Annotated in this window: 15 protein-coding genes; 14 read left to right on the plus strand and 1 reads right to left on the minus strand. The window is 48.0% G+C overall.

What is annotated here, in order from left to right; genetic code table 11:
* The first annotated feature begins 71 nt into the window (after positions 1–71).
* On the plus strand, positions 72–2144 hold the full coding sequence (locus MHI01_RS24700) for a beta-galactosidase (protein ID WP_340984324.1): 2073 nt from the start codon (positions 72–74) through the stop codon (positions 2142–2144).
* Positions 2145–2288: 144 nt separating this feature from the next.
* Here the strand turns inward: MHI01_RS24700 and MHI01_RS24705 are convergent, their stop codons facing one another.
* A complete protein-coding gene (locus tag MHI01_RS24705; protein WP_076253278.1) occupies positions 2289–3332 on the minus strand; it encodes a substrate-binding domain-containing protein in 1044 nt (347 codons plus the stop codon).
* A gap of 237 nt (positions 3333–3569) precedes the next feature.
* Here MHI01_RS24705 and modA point away from each other — a divergent pair, with 237 nt between their 5' ends.
* The 13 genes from modA (at position 3570) to MHI01_RS24770 (ending at position 13340) form a co-directional block, all read left to right on the plus strand.
* Positions 3570–4442 carry a molybdate ABC transporter substrate-binding protein gene (gene modA / locus MHI01_RS24710; protein ID WP_047841236.1) on the plus strand — a complete coding sequence of 291 codons (873 nt, stop codon included), beginning with the start codon at positions 3570–3572 and terminating at the stop codon, positions 4440–4442.
* On the plus strand, positions 4439–5125 hold the full coding sequence (gene modB / locus MHI01_RS24715) for a molybdate ABC transporter permease subunit (RefSeq protein WP_083669918.1): 687 nt from the start codon (positions 4439–4441) through the stop codon (positions 5123–5125). Before modA ends, modB begins: the two co-directional genes overlap by 4 nt.
* 273 nt (positions 5126–5398) lie before the next feature.
* Positions 5399–5731, plus strand: coding sequence for a hypothetical protein (locus MHI01_RS24720; protein WP_017692504.1), 333 nt, complete (start codon positions 5399–5401; stop codon positions 5729–5731).
* 315 nt (positions 5732–6046) lie between these two features.
* Positions 6047–6868, plus strand: coding sequence for a transporter substrate-binding domain-containing protein (locus MHI01_RS24725; RefSeq protein ID WP_036673581.1), 822 nt, complete (start codon positions 6047–6049; stop codon positions 6866–6868).
* A 22-nt stretch (positions 6869–6890) separates the two neighbouring features.
* Positions 6891–7646, plus strand: a complete 756-nt coding sequence (locus MHI01_RS24730; protein ID WP_036605839.1) for an amino acid ABC transporter permease — start codon at positions 6891–6893, stop codon at positions 7644–7646.
* Positions 7647–7731: 85 nt separating this feature from the next.
* A complete protein-coding gene (locus MHI01_RS24735; RefSeq protein ID WP_076319761.1) occupies positions 7732–8442 on the plus strand; it encodes an amino acid ABC transporter permease in 711 nt (236 codons plus the stop codon).
* Positions 8439–9191: an amino acid ABC transporter ATP-binding protein gene (locus MHI01_RS24740; protein ID WP_340984325.1), complete on the plus strand. Its 753-nt coding sequence runs from the start codon at positions 8439–8441 to the stop codon at positions 9189–9191. Before MHI01_RS24735 ends, MHI01_RS24740 begins: the two co-directional genes overlap by 4 nt.
* 121 nt (positions 9192–9312) lie before the next feature.
* Positions 9313–9600 (plus strand): hypothetical protein, encoded by a 288-nt coding sequence (locus tag MHI01_RS24745; RefSeq protein WP_017692509.1) that lies wholly within the window; start codon positions 9313–9315, stop codon positions 9598–9600.
* 23 nt (positions 9601–9623) lie between these two features.
* The gene (locus MHI01_RS24750) at positions 9624–9965 is read left to right on the plus strand and encodes a hypothetical protein (protein WP_017692510.1); all 342 of its coding nucleotides are present in this window, start codon (positions 9624–9626) and stop codon (positions 9963–9965) included.
* Entirely contained in the window at positions 9962–10261 is a 300-nt protein-coding gene (locus MHI01_RS24755; RefSeq protein WP_017692511.1) for a hypothetical protein, read from the plus strand. Before MHI01_RS24750 ends, MHI01_RS24755 begins: the two co-directional genes overlap by 4 nt.
* A 1-nt stretch (position 10262) precedes the next feature.
* Positions 10263–10604, plus strand: a complete 342-nt coding sequence (locus tag MHI01_RS24760) for a hypothetical protein (protein WP_051446920.1) — start codon at positions 10263–10265, stop codon at positions 10602–10604.
* A 441-nt stretch (positions 10605–11045) separates the two neighbouring features.
* Positions 11046–12140 carry a CgeB family protein gene (locus MHI01_RS24765; RefSeq protein ID WP_340984326.1) on the plus strand — a complete coding sequence of 365 codons (1095 nt, stop codon included), beginning with the start codon at positions 11046–11048 and terminating at the stop codon, positions 12138–12140.
* A gap of 60 nt (positions 12141–12200) precedes the next feature.
* A complete protein-coding gene (locus MHI01_RS24770; protein ID WP_047841233.1) occupies positions 12201–13340 on the plus strand; it encodes a CgeB family protein in 1140 nt (379 codons plus the stop codon).
* Positions 13341–13379: the final 39 nt, after the last annotated feature.

The following is a 13379-nucleotide window of genomic DNA, read 5'->3' on the forward strand; positions in this document are numbered from 1 at the left end:
CTTGTCATTTATTATATGTGAAGGTTCCAATAGAATGGAGGCAATATGGCAGGTTAAGGGGGCAATCAAAGGTGGCAAAATCAATCCAATTGGATGAATTAAAAATGGGGGTCTGTTATTACCCTGAGCACTGGTCGGAAGCGTTGTGGGAGGACGATTTCCGTAGAATGAAAGAGATGAATATCACAGTTATTCGGATGGCTGAATTTGCATGGTCCATCTTTGAACCGGAAGAAGACCAGTTCGATTTTAGTTTTTTCCAGAAGGCATTGGATCTGGCGCATCAATACGGTTTAAGTGTTATTTTGGGAACACCTACTGCAACTCCACCAGCGTGGTTAACATCCAAATATCCTGAAGTATTAAACGCAAATAAGGACGGGGTATTGTATCAACACGGCATGCGGCGTCATACCAACTACAGCAGCCCAATCTTCAGACAGCAATGTGAAAAAATCGTGCGCAATATGGTGATTGCCTATAAAGATCATCCGGCTCTTATTGGATGGCAGATTGATAATGAATTTAATTGTCATATGGATGTTTTCTATGCTGAGGCAGATCATGTCTCCTTCCGTGAATGGCTCAAGAATCGTTATGAATCGTTGGAGAATCTGAACCAGGCATGGGGGACTGTTTTTTGGAGTCAGACCTATACCGACTGGGCGCAAGTTCACCTTACCCGAAATATGGTCAGCCAATCTCCAAATCCTCATTTGGCATTGGATGAGAAGAGATTTATCTCAGCCAATACGATTTCTTTTGCCAAGCTTCAGGTGGACATTATTCGCGAATTGGACCCTGAACATTGGATCACAACAAATGGTACGTTTGGACATTTGGATAATCATGAAATGACAGAAGACCTGTTGGATTTCTTCTCCTATGATTCGTATCCGCAGTTTGCCACGATCTTCCCAGGGACAGACGATAACTCATTACAAGATCGGGCCTGGAGCATGAAACTGTCGAACGTACGTAACATGTCACCGAACTTCTGCGTCATGGAACAACAGTCTGGGCCAGGAGGCTGGGTTGACAGTATAGGCATGGGTACGCCAAGACCGGGCCAGATCCGATTATGGTCGTATCAATCTGTTCTTCACGGAACAGATCTACTCGTCTACTTCCGCTGGCGGACAGCAACATTTGGCACCGAGATGTACTGGCATGGCATCAATGATTACCATAATCAACCCAACAGAAGAGTACGCGAGGTTGCACAAGTAGGGAAAGAGTTTGCCAAGATCGGGCGTGTTATTGCGGGCACTACATATCAAGCCGATGTTGCGATCCTACAGGATTACGATAACATCTGGGATGGAGAGTTGGATGAATGGCACGGCCCGCTTCAGCAACAGAGTGTACGCTCCTGGTATAAACAGCTCCAGTATCGTCATATTCCGACGGACATGGTTACACTGCAACCAACGACAACACTGGAAGAGTTATCCGATTATAAGGTGATCATCTATGCTCACCCGGCCATCATGACAGACGAGACAGCAGAACTTCTGCAAGCCTATGTCAGTCAAGGAGGCACGCTGTTTTTCGGTGCGCGCACTGGATATAAGGATCTCAGGGGGCATTGTTATATGAGACCGTTCCCTGGGGCTGTCGCTGAGTTGTGTGGTGTAACCGTAGAGGACTTTACCTTAATCAAAGGAACCATTCCAGCAGCTGAGCTGCAATGGAATGGGGCGAGTGAGCGACTTCAGGAGGGAACGTCAACGGCCGGATTTAACGAAGTTCTTTATGTGGAGCATGCTGACGTACAGGTTGTGGCTGAGTATACATCCGAATATTATGCAGGTAGTCCTGCATTGACCAAACGTACGGTAGGTCAGGGGCAAGTATGGTATTATGGAGCGGCTTACAATGAACCGGTCGTAGATGCTCTCCTGGATGAAATAGAGCTATCTTCACCTGTGGGTGACCTGGTAGAGGTATCGTCCGAAGTTGAGCTTGGTATCCGTTCTGGTAAGGATAAAGCTTATGTCTTTTTACTCAACTACTCGGATCAACAAGTCCCCATTAAGCTTAAGAAGCAAGCAAAAGAGTTACTGTCAGGTACAACACTTCAGAATGAGATCAACATGCCCGCGTATGGTGTGTTCATTTTTGAGATCGATTTGCCACATTAAGCAATCCATTCATCGATATCATGCGTTATATATAGAAAGAAACACCAAAAACGCCTTGCAGCCCTTGCAAGGCGTTTTGTATATGCATGATGTAATGTGTAATACACGTTGAGCATGGGCTGTTATTGTCTAGATTTGGTATAACTATGCTTCGTACAAAATCTCACCTGTCCGGGATACGTCATATCCCTCGAATGATTGCAGTTCCTGCCTGAACTCCGGCGATTGGAGAATTCGCAGTACAGATTCTGTCCAGGCTTCATTACCTTGCTTCCTCAGCATGACCAGATCATAACGTTCCTGAATGAGCGGGATAAAATCAACCTGTCCCACAAGTCGTGCAGCTTTCTCAATGCCAACTCCGACATCAGCTTCGCCTGAACTGACTTTGGCAGCCACGCCCATGTGACTGGTTTCCTCGGTTTCATATCCGATCAGACCTGCGGCAGGAATTCCATGCAGTCGAAGTTGCTCATCCAGCAATACTCGCGCGCCAGAACCTATCTCCCGATTAGCGAGTCGAAGCTCAGGCTTGCTCAGATCGGTCCAATTCTGTAAGTTCTGCGGATTACCACGCTGTACGTACAGTCCGGCAGGACGTGATAGCAGGTTCACCACAACATAGGACCGTCCTGTCAGAATTTTGCGAATGTACGGCAGATTATACTCACCGGTATCTCCGTCGAGCAGATGGGTGCTGACCAGATCGGACTCACCGCGATACATCGAGATAAGCCCATCCAGACTACCCATGAACGAACGTAGCGGACGAATGTCCCGAGTTTGTTTTTCCATATGGCGCATTAGGATATCCAGACTGACATCCTGACCTGTTATGACCAGATGCCGTGGTACAGCAGTCATTGCATGAGCAGAACTCGCTGGAGTAATCGCATGCGCAGACCCAACGGGTGTAGTCGATTGTAAGGAAGTTCCCTGAAAATCACCCGGACTTGGCTGAGTCCCTGATTCCGAGGTCTGATGAGGAGTCGGGATACGCTGACCTGAGGACTGAAGTTGCTTGGAGCGACGTTTATATGCCTCCAGATCGGTTGCATCAATTCGCATTTGTTTACCTACACGGTATGCGACGAGGTCTCCTTTTTTGATTAGGTCATAGACCGTCAGTTTCGATATTTTGAGCAGCTTGGATATTTCTTCGGTTGTGTAGGATTGCTCCTCCGTCATAAGTGAAGATCCTCCTTCAAAGGTATAGAGCAATTATGGTTTTATTATGAATGTTTCTTGTACTATATCATTAATTGAGGGATGCCATAAACCTGAGAACACGCAATAAACGCATAGGACAGATAACAAAAATCAAATGTGATCTTAATCACCTTCCCATTTTATTTGTCTTGTGTATAATTAGATATAATCAATTATAACTAGTTATATCTAAAGATAACGTTGGGGGAGAAATGAATGAGAAAGAGAATCGGATATGTGTTGGGAAGTATGTCACTGGGACTGGCTCTTGTATTGGCTGGTTGCGGCGCAAACACGGGCACTACGGATACATCCACAGGTGCAGAACAAACGACCTCAACGCCAGCGGCATCAGGTGAAAGTTCATCAGCAGGAAATAACGATCCTCAGGAAACGGTAGATCTGACGATCTCTGCGGCGGCCAGTCTGACCGATGCAATGAAAGAGATTGAAACCAATTATGAGCTAGCTAATCCTTATATAGAACTTAATTTTAACTTTGGCGCCTCGGGTGCCTTGCAACAGCAGATTGAACAGGGTGCCCCGGCTGATGTCTTTGTATCGGCGGCAACGAAAAATATGAATGCGCTAGTGGATGAAAACCTGATTGCATCGGGCGATCAGAAGAATCTGCTACAGAATTCACTGGTGGCCATAGTGCCAGCAGATGGGACCCACACAGTAACCAGTGAAACGGATCTCACCAGCGACTCCATCAAGACGGTAGCCATTGGGATTCCGGAAAGTGTTCCTGCGGGAACCTATGCCAAGGAAGCTCTGACCAATGCCAAGCTGTGGGATGAACTGGAAAGTAAGCTTGTGCAGGGGAAAGACGTTAGACAGGTTCTTCAATATGTAGAGACGGGTAATGCAGATGCAGGATTTGTATATAAAACGGATGCTCTTACTTCGGATCAGGTGAAAATTGCGTTTGAGGTGGACAAGAACAGCTACACACCAGCCAACTATCCAATAGGCATTATTGAAGGAACCAAACACCGTACAGAGGCCGAACAATTTTATGCGTATTTACAAACCCCTGAAGTGCTCGATATCTTCGCGAAATACGGATTCACAATTCCGGAATGAATGTGAACGCCATAGACTGGTCCGTATTCTGGTCACCGGTGCGCCTATCGCTTCAGGTAGCGTTATTATCCAGCGTAGTGGCCACTGTGCTCGGAATTGCGATAGCCTGGAAGATGTCACGTTCTTCATTTCGGGGAAAGATTCTGCTGGAAACGGCATTTATGCTGCCGCTAGTCCTTCCTCCGACGGTGGTTGGATTTCTGTTACTTGTCATATTGGGGCGTAAAAGTCTGTTTGGACAATGGATTGAAGCCATATTCTCCGCACCGGTTATTTTCACCTGGTGGGCTGCGGTGATTGCTTCGGTGGTGGTTGCTTTTCCACTGGTGTATCAGACGATGAAATCGGGATTCAGTGGTGTGGATCGTGATCTGGAGGATGCGGGTCGTTCGATTGGGGCGAATGAGTGGCAGGTCTTTCGTTACATTTCCTTGCCGCTCGCAGGCAGAGCATTGATGACCGCCTTCATCCTGGGCTTTGCCCGTGCACTCGGTGAATTCGGAGCCACACTTATGATTGCAGGCAATATTCCGGGCAAAACACAAACGGTACCCACGGCAATCTATGTCGCTGTGGATTCGGGCAATCAGACCATGGCTTGGGCATGGACTGTTTCCATTATCATCATCTCGTTTCTCATGTTACTGATGACCAGACAGCAGCGAGATGGAAAAAATGACTAATTTGATATGTGTTAATATTATATATAAAATGATGAAAAATCCGTTTTGAGGAAAGCACTTTTTTCCTTAACGCGGTTTTTTATTACCAATTTCATATGTACCAATATCAATATCCTGCCAAATTGGTCTTAATGGAAATGTAAAGCTGTTTTAACATAAAAAAATAAAAATTTTCCCGAAATTTAATCGTTCAGTACTCGCTTTCAGTGGGCTTGTTCCTGTAAGATAGAAGTAATGGATTCCAGCCAAGTACTGAAATAAGGAGAGACGACGATGAACACTAAATCTGATTGCGGCGTTTCGTTGCAAATTGATGACTATCTGGATCTTTTGCATTTTGCCATCCAAATTCAGGATCAGGAATGGCAACAATCCCTTATCCGCCAACTCAAAATATTTCAGACGGCGACGGAGCAGCAACGCACACCTGAAGAGGAACTATGGACACGGTTTGATTACATCAACAGCAAACTGACAGGTCTGTGCCACCAGATTCATGCCGCTCATTCCATGGACGAACGCAAGAAGTTCGAGGAACGGATCGGTCTCTTACAATTACAGCGAGTGGAAGTTGCACGTAAAATTAAATGGGCGAGTCGCAGATAGATGAGTAGTGTACACACCAAGTGATGCACCGCCAAAATGGTATAATCAGTGAGAGTCATACAAGAAGAAGCCATCCGCCAATCGATATGGGGGATGGCTTTTTCTTGTACTATAGAGAAGTCCTATAACCATATCAGGATGTCCTATTAGTTTAGTTATTGCCCTAAGATGACTTGTAATGATATTCTTTGTTCAACCTAATTCCGACTATACAAGTAAGAATGGTTTGTTAACAGGAAGAGGAATGGGAGCACACATCATATTTGCTGTGATAACAGCCTGTGGAGGAGATTGGGAATGGTTAAAAAACGGGGGATTCAAAAATTCCGGACAGCACTGCTGTTCATTACAATGCTGGCGGTACTGGCTGGATGCAGCACAGGAACTGCAAGTAATGATTCAGAATCTGCTTCGGCAGCAGGCGACACCAAAGTGAAAAAGATCATTGTAGGAACAGGTACACAGTTCCCAAATGTCTGCTTCATTGATGAGAATGGCAAGTTAACAGGTTATGATGTGGAACTGATCCGGGAGATCGACAAACGTTTGCCTGAATATGAATTCGAATTCAGCACGATGGATTTTAAAAATCTGCTGCTGAGTCTGGAAACAAAAAAAATTGACCTGATCGCTCACCAGATGGAAGTCAATGATGAGAGACAGGCCAAGTTCCTGTTTAATGATGAAGCCTATAATATTTTTCCAAATAAAATTGTCGTAAGTCAGAAAAATGAGGAAGTAAAATCGATTGAGGATCTCAAAGGGAAAAAACTGATTGTTGGTGCTACAAGTAATGCGGCTGTACTTGCTGAGAAATGGAATGCAGCGAACGGCAACGGGATTGATATCGTTTATTCCGGAGCGGGTGAGGATACCATTACCCAGATCAAAACAGGCCGGGTGGATGCCACCATCAGCACGCAGTTTGCCATTGATTATCAGAATAAGGCGGTTGATGCTCAGCTGAAAACGGTAGGAGATGCCCTCTCCAACTCCAAAGTATACTTCATTCTGAACAAAGATGAGCAGGAGCTCAAAACCAAAGTGGACGAAGCGCTCAAAGCGATCAAAGAAGATGGAACGTTAGGCAAACTGAGCACAGAGTGGCTTGGAGCTGACTATACGGTTGAAGAGTAGTCTAGAAAGGTGTGCAGCGGTAATGGGAAAATCATTTGATCTGTCATTGGTTCTGGATTTCATCCCGGAACTGCTACGATATTTGCATATAACACTGATTGTACTGGGTGGTTCCATCGTGCTCGGACTGGTGGGCGGCGTGCTTCTGGCCGTTCCCCGGCTGTATCGGATTCCGGTACTAAGCCAGTTGGCTACACTGTACGTCTCATTCATGCGGGGCACACCGATCCTGATCAAATTGTTCCTGGTGTATTATGGACTTCCCGAGTTGCTCAAACCCATTGGCATCGATCTGTCGAGAACCGACCCTTTGTTATTTGTCATTGTGACCTATGCGCTTAGTGATGCGGCGTCCTTTGCCGAGATCTTTCGCGGAGCGGTGCGCAGTGTGGATAAAGGTCAGACGGAAGCAGCCTATGCTGCGGGTATGACCACATTCCAGTCTTTTCGGCGGATTGTTGTTCCGCAGGCACTGATTGTTGCTTTTCCGAACATGGCTAACACGTTAATCGGTTCATTAAAGGATACGTCTCTGGCCTTCTCCATTGGTGTCATGGATATGGTGGGCAGAGGGCAGACGTTAATTTCGGCTACATCGCATGCACTTGAAGTGTATATCAGTCTGTCTGTGGTCTATTATGTCATTGTTATTGTTCTTGAAAAAGGATTTGCCTTTGCAGAACGCAGACTCCAGCGTCATGAACGCAAGAGAGTTGTACACAAACCGGCAATTCGAGCCAAACGCCTGAAAGAGGTTGTTCAAAAAGTCCGCTTTTGATTACGAATCATGCCTGGCGGCATCTTCTCGGTACTGAAAACCAGACTTTTTGAACTCTCACTGAAACGAATAGCGGGGTGAGCATATGTCGATTGATCTCCAGTTTATCTATACATCTTTTTTTCAAATCCTGAAGGCATTGCCACTGACACTTGTCATTACGATTGTTCCGTTGATTGCAGGGTTCGGAATCGGTCTGGCTACGGCTCTGATCCGTATCTATCGCGTGCGGTGGATTCACCGCATTGCTGAGTTCTACGTTTCATTCCTGCGTGGAACACCGATGTTGATGCATCTATTCCTCATCTATTACGGTATTCCGATGATTATCGATAAGCTGGCGGAACGTTACGGTTGGGCTTTCCAATCCTCGTCGATTCCAATTCTCGTATTTGTACTGATTGCTTTCTCACTCACTGCGGGCGCCTATATGTCCGAGATTATCCGTTCAGGCATTCTTGCTGTGGATATCGGCCAGATGGAGGCGGCTCACGCTGTAGGCATGAGCACATTCCAGGCTTTAAGGCGCATCATCATCCCTCAAGCGATCGGGGCTGTATTGCCTAACCTGTGCAGTATGTTTGTTGGGTTCCTGCATGGATCAACACTCGCTTTTACCGTGTCTCAGATGGACATCCTCGGTAAAGCGGATGTGGTGGCATCCGTCAGTCTGAAGTTTCTGGAGGCCTTTATCGCCGCAGCGTTCATCTATTGGGGGCTGACCATCATTGCCGAGCGGATCACTGCTCTGCTTGAGCGTCGGGTTGCCGTGTACAGCAAAGGAGGCGTGTCATGATTACACTAACCAACATACACAAAACTTTTGGCAAGCAGGAAGTATTGAAGGGAATTGATCTGACCGTGGAACAGGGCGATGTCGTAGCGATCCTTGGACCGAGCGGATCAGGTAAAACAACGCTGCTGCGCTGTGTCAATTTTCTGGAACGTGCCGATGAGGGCGAGGTTCAGATCAGTGGATTAACCGTCGATTGCAAGCATGCACGCAAACATGACATTGTGCAGCTGAGACGAAAAACGGCGATGGTGTTCCAGCATTATAATCTGTTCAAACACAAGACGGTGCTGGATAACGTCACGGAGGGTTTAATTATTGCCCAGAAAATGTCCAAATCCGATGCCCGCACGCGTGCCTTGCGTGTGCTTGAACAAGTCGGACTGTCTGCCAAAATCAATGAGTATCCAAGTATGTTGTCAGGTGGACAACAGCAACGGGTGGGCATCGCCAGAGCATTGGCACTGAATCCCGAAGTGATTTTGTTTGATGAACCGACCTCGGCGCTGGACCCCGAGCTTGTGGGAGAAGTGTTGTCTGTCATCCGCTCCATTTCTCAAGAGGGGATTACCATGATTGTAGTCACCCATGAAATGGGGTTTGCCCGTGAGGTGGCAAATCGGGTTGTTTTCATGGATGGAGGTTCCGTTGTGGAGGAAGGAACCCCGGAGGAGGTGTTTGTACGTCCCAAGCAGGAACGTACTCGCCAATTCCTCAGTCGATATTCTTCCGACTGGAGTTATGTCATCTGACGATATAGGCGCAAGCTGTAGTAACTGACGATCCCGGCCCGGCATATGCTGTAACAGGCAAATGCTGATAGGCCGGGTTTTTCTATGGGTGAAGCAGGCCGTGACGGTAAGGAGGAGGACCATGCAGAGCAAAATCGATGAAATCATCACACATATTGCACACTCTCACCAGCAGATCGCACGTGTGCTGGATGCCAAACGCCAAGTCGCTGTACGCATGTCTGAAATCATCAATCATTTGCCAGATATCGAACCGGAGTTGGATGGCGTTGACGGTCTGCTGGATAGCTCTGGGCAAATCAACAAAAGCATTATCTCTTACTTGGGGGGCCTTGCAGATCTGGAAGAGGCTGTAGCCGAAACGCTGACCCAAGTCATGCGGGAGATCGCGGTTCAAGAAGAAGAATAAGCCCGGAAGGCGGGTGAAGGAACATGAGTAGAGAACAGAGCCTCATTCTGATGCTGGACGCAGCAGCCAAAATGCAGTGGAATATTGCCCTGATCCTGGAGGCAAAAGCGATTGAGGCCGAGAAGGTACGGAACTGGACGCTGAATCATTTGAATGGGGATACCTTTCTGACGCATGGGGATCAGGTAGGCGAGCCGCTCAAAATGCATGATCAGCTGGTGGAATTGCTGGAAGGATTAACCCGGATGGAGACCGGACTGTGCAACAATCTCAAAGCGGTGATGGTGCAGAACGATAGCGAAGATGGCGGCGGTATGGACGGCGGCATGTTTGGCGGCATGGATCTGGGAGACATGGGAAAATGAGTCTGATGCGGCGTGAGCAGGAAGCCAAACTGGCGCTCATTGAATCCATTGCACACAGTCAGCAGGCGCTGGCACGCATTCTGGACAGTGTAGCCAGTGTAACCGCTCATTCGGAAGTATCCGCCCGCAGTCTGGCCGAAAACATTCGTTTGCTGAGTCGCTATCAGGCAGAAATGTCTCGTATGGTTACGGGAATCAGGCTGGCCCGAATCCAGCATGGGGAGCCTGGCTTGCCGTGGCTCAAAGACCCCGGGTGTGCAATTCGTATCGTTCGGGACATACAGGAGGAATGTTGACATGTTAAAGAAAAAGAAAATACGACTGAGAACCAAAAGAGCTTTGTTAATCCGTGGAGCCCGTCTGCGCAAAATTCGCAAACTGCGTGCGCTCAGAGCCAAACGTGTTCTTCACAAACGCCCACTTAAAGGACGCAGTGCGTGGCTCAAAAAAAAGAAACGTGCGGTACGGCGGCACCGGAGTCCAAAGCCCGTACAACCAGTCGTCCCGGCTACCCCTACCGATCCGAACCCGGACGGTGCGTACAGCCAGGGATACAACGAGGCGTACAACGAGGGATTCAACGCGGGTTTCGCCAAGGGATTCGAGGACGGACATCAGCTGGCTTACAAAGCACAGTAACCGATTAGACCGGATTATTCCTGCATGGAATGATACCTACTAACAGTGCCAGTTCAAAAAGACCGGTTTTCAGTACCGAGAAGATGGGATGAAGCTAGAAATGGAGTAGCAGAGCGTAGGGAAGACTACGTGAGCAACGGACATTTCGGCTGAATTTCATATTCGATGTTGGTGATGCCGATAGGCATCCTTCGTAATCAAAAGCGGACTTTTTGAACATCCTCTAACAAATGATGTTAGCCCGGGGGGACAGATCCCTCCGGGCTATTTGCATCGCCGCAAAAGCGGACATGCCCGTACAGGCGGATGTGGAGGGCATGCGCCAATTTTGCGCCTTGCAGGACACCCGTCCATGATGCATCTGACCCCGAGGCATATCCTTTAGAGGGAAGACCAATCTCGGGGAGAGTCTGGAAGTGAGATCTCCTGAAGGAAGACAGGGTGAATAATGTGGCAAAACGAAGGCACCGTCCGCTGACCGAAGCGGAAACGGCTTACCGCGGCGGATATGCAGAAGGCCGCAGATTTGGCGGCTGTCAAGCCATGATGGAGCGGGTGCAGATGTTTGAACCGACCCTGCGGGACATGAAGGTGTTATATATCCCGCAAGGATTCGATGCCATCGATGAAGGTGTCACCTTGGCTCTGCAGCAATCTGTACGTGAATGCGTTGTTGGATCGCCAGCAGCGATGTTGCAGGAAGCCAGTCAGCATCGGCCCGATGTTGTTCTCGTTATGAATGGTCTGCATGTATTTCCCGCAGATCATGTAGAGCAGGTGAATGGCATACGTGCACTCGGTATCCGAACTGCCGTGTGGTTTGTGGATGATCCGTATTTCACCGAAGATACAACGTCCCTTTGCCAGCACTATGATGTCGTGTTCACGCATGAAGAGGCCGCCGTACCCTTCTATCTGGGACATGGAGCGAACCAGGTCATCTATATGCCACTCGCGGTGAATCCAGGCATGTTTCAACCGCGGCGCGCCGCACCGCAGCATCAGCACGACATTTGTTTTATCGGTACCGGATTCTGGAACCGGATTGCCTTGTTTGATGAGCTGGCCCCTTTTCTAGCGGACAAAAAGGTATTCATTGCTGGTAGCCAGTGGAATCGGTTGACACGCTATGATGTACTAGGCCGTTTCATCCACGAAGGATGGATTGCTCCTGGAGAGACAGTAGATTATTACAATGGCGCCAAGATTGTCATTAACATTCACCGGACTTGCGAGAATGGGGAAGACAATCGCAATACACATCATCTTGAAGGTCACTCAATTAATCCACGCACGTATGAGATCAGCGCATGCGGCACAATGCAGATTACGGATTCACGTGCAGATTTACCTCGTTATTATAAGCCGGGATATGACATCGAGACGTTCACCAACGCAGCAGAACTTCAGCGCAAAATCCACTATTATCTGAAGCATGAAGAAGAACGACAGGCGATGGCGTGGCGTGGACTTCTTACCACGATGAACCAGCATACATTCACTCGCCGGATCGGTCAGTTGCTGGAACATTTGTAATCCCCGTCTGAAGTGCAGCATCAACAAGAACACTATCCCAAAAAATAAAGGAGTGGCGGTATGTCTCTCAAACACCGTAAAACCAAAAAGGTTCATGCACCCGTACTGAGCCTGGCTGATCAAGCACGCAAAAATGGGCAACATGCCGGATATGACGCAGGTAAAGAAGAAGGATATCTGCGCGGTCGCGCCAACTATATAGTGAATTGTGCACAGGAACCGTTGCCTTTCCGACAGCTTCACGTGCTGTATGTATCCTCGGGTAAAGGCTTCCCTTACTCCCCGTTGGATGAGGCCATTATGGCCACGCTACAGGGTATGGTAGCTCAAGTAACCCTCTCTGATCCGCGTCAACCGGTTTCTGAAATTGCACTGCAGACGCGTCCTGATCTTGTGCTTGTGCTGGATGGAATGGATATCCCCATCGAGCATATCGATGCGATTCGCCAAGCGGGCATTCAGACGGCGATCTGGCTCACGGATGACCCGTACTATACAGATATGACGCTGGATATTGTGACACATTTTGACCATGTCTTCACGTTGGAACTGAACTGTATCGATCTATATCGACAGATCGGCTGCGCGTCCGTTCACTACCTCCCTTTTGCCGCATTCACTAATCATTACTTTCCGATTACAACTCCTTCCCCGTTAAAACGGGATGTCAGCTTTATCGGCTCGGCCTACTGGAACCGGGTATACTTCTTCAATCCGATCATGCCTCAGTTGATGTCACACAATACGGTATTTAACGGAATCTGGTGGGACCGTCTGCCTGACTATACTGCCTATGGCGAGAAGATTGAGCTCGGGCGCTGGATGAGTCCGCCGGAGACCAATGATGTGTACAATGGCACCAAAATTGTCATCAACCTGCATCGATCCCACGAAGATGATTCCGTCAATAATAATCACCTCAAAATCGCGCCAGCTTCACCGAACCCGAGAACGTTTGAAATTGCCGCGTCCACGACGCTACAGCTGACCGACGCCCGGGATGACATTGCGCGTTTCTACAAACCGGGTGTGGAGATTGAGACATATTCCTCGCCGCAGGAGTTACTCGACAAAGTGGAATATTATCTTACTCATGAAAAGGAACGCCGTGAGATTGCACTTCGTGGACTTGAACGTACACTGAAAGACCACACGTATGGCAAAAGAATTAATGAAATGTTAACCATCATATTCCCTTAATTCTGGCCGGGAGGAGGTGTGCACAGTACCCTGTATCGG

Origin of the sequence: Paenibacillus sp. FSL M7-0656, assembly GCF_038003225.1 — a bacterium.
In the GTDB taxonomy this organism is placed as follows: Bacteria; Bacillota; Bacilli; order Paenibacillales; family Paenibacillaceae; genus Paenibacillus; species Paenibacillus amylolyticus.

Excerpts from the sequence above, each read along its gene's own strand:
- MHI01_RS24750 (WP_017692510.1), top strand. The coding sequence starts at position 9,624 with ATGAGTAGAGAACAGAGCCTCATTCTGATGCTGGACGCAGCAGCCAAA.
- MHI01_RS24735 (WP_076319761.1), top strand. The coding sequence starts at position 7,732 with ATGTCGATTGATCTCCAGTTTATCTATACATCTTTTTTTCAAATCCTG.
- MHI01_RS24705 (WP_076253278.1), bottom strand. The coding sequence starts at position 3,332 with ATGACGGAGGAGCAATCCTACACAACCGAAGAAATATCCAAGCTGCTC.
- MHI01_RS24730 (WP_036605839.1), top strand. The coding sequence starts at position 6,891 with ATGGGAAAATCATTTGATCTGTCATTGGTTCTGGATTTCATCCCGGAA.
- MHI01_RS24770 (WP_047841233.1), top strand. The coding sequence starts at position 12,201 with ATGTCTCTCAAACACCGTAAAACCAAAAAGGTTCATGCACCCGTACTG.
- MHI01_RS24755 (WP_017692511.1), top strand. The coding sequence starts at position 9,962 with ATGAGTCTGATGCGGCGTGAGCAGGAAGCCAAACTGGCGCTCATTGAA.
- MHI01_RS24745 (WP_017692509.1), top strand. The coding sequence starts at position 9,313 with ATGCAGAGCAAAATCGATGAAATCATCACACATATTGCACACTCTCAC.
- MHI01_RS24740 (WP_340984325.1), top strand. The coding sequence starts at position 8,439 with ATGATTACACTAACCAACATACACAAAACTTTTGGCAAGCAGGAAGTA.
- modB (WP_083669918.1), top strand. The coding sequence starts at position 4,439 with ATGAATGTGAACGCCATAGACTGGTCCGTATTCTGGTCACCGGTGCGC.
- MHI01_RS24720 (WP_017692504.1), top strand. The coding sequence starts at position 5,399 with ATGAACACTAAATCTGATTGCGGCGTTTCGTTGCAAATTGATGACTAT.
- MHI01_RS24760 (WP_051446920.1), top strand. The coding sequence starts at position 10,263 with ATGTTAAAGAAAAAGAAAATACGACTGAGAACCAAAAGAGCTTTGTTA.
- modA (WP_047841236.1), top strand. The coding sequence starts at position 3,570 with ATGAGAAAGAGAATCGGATATGTGTTGGGAAGTATGTCACTGGGACTG.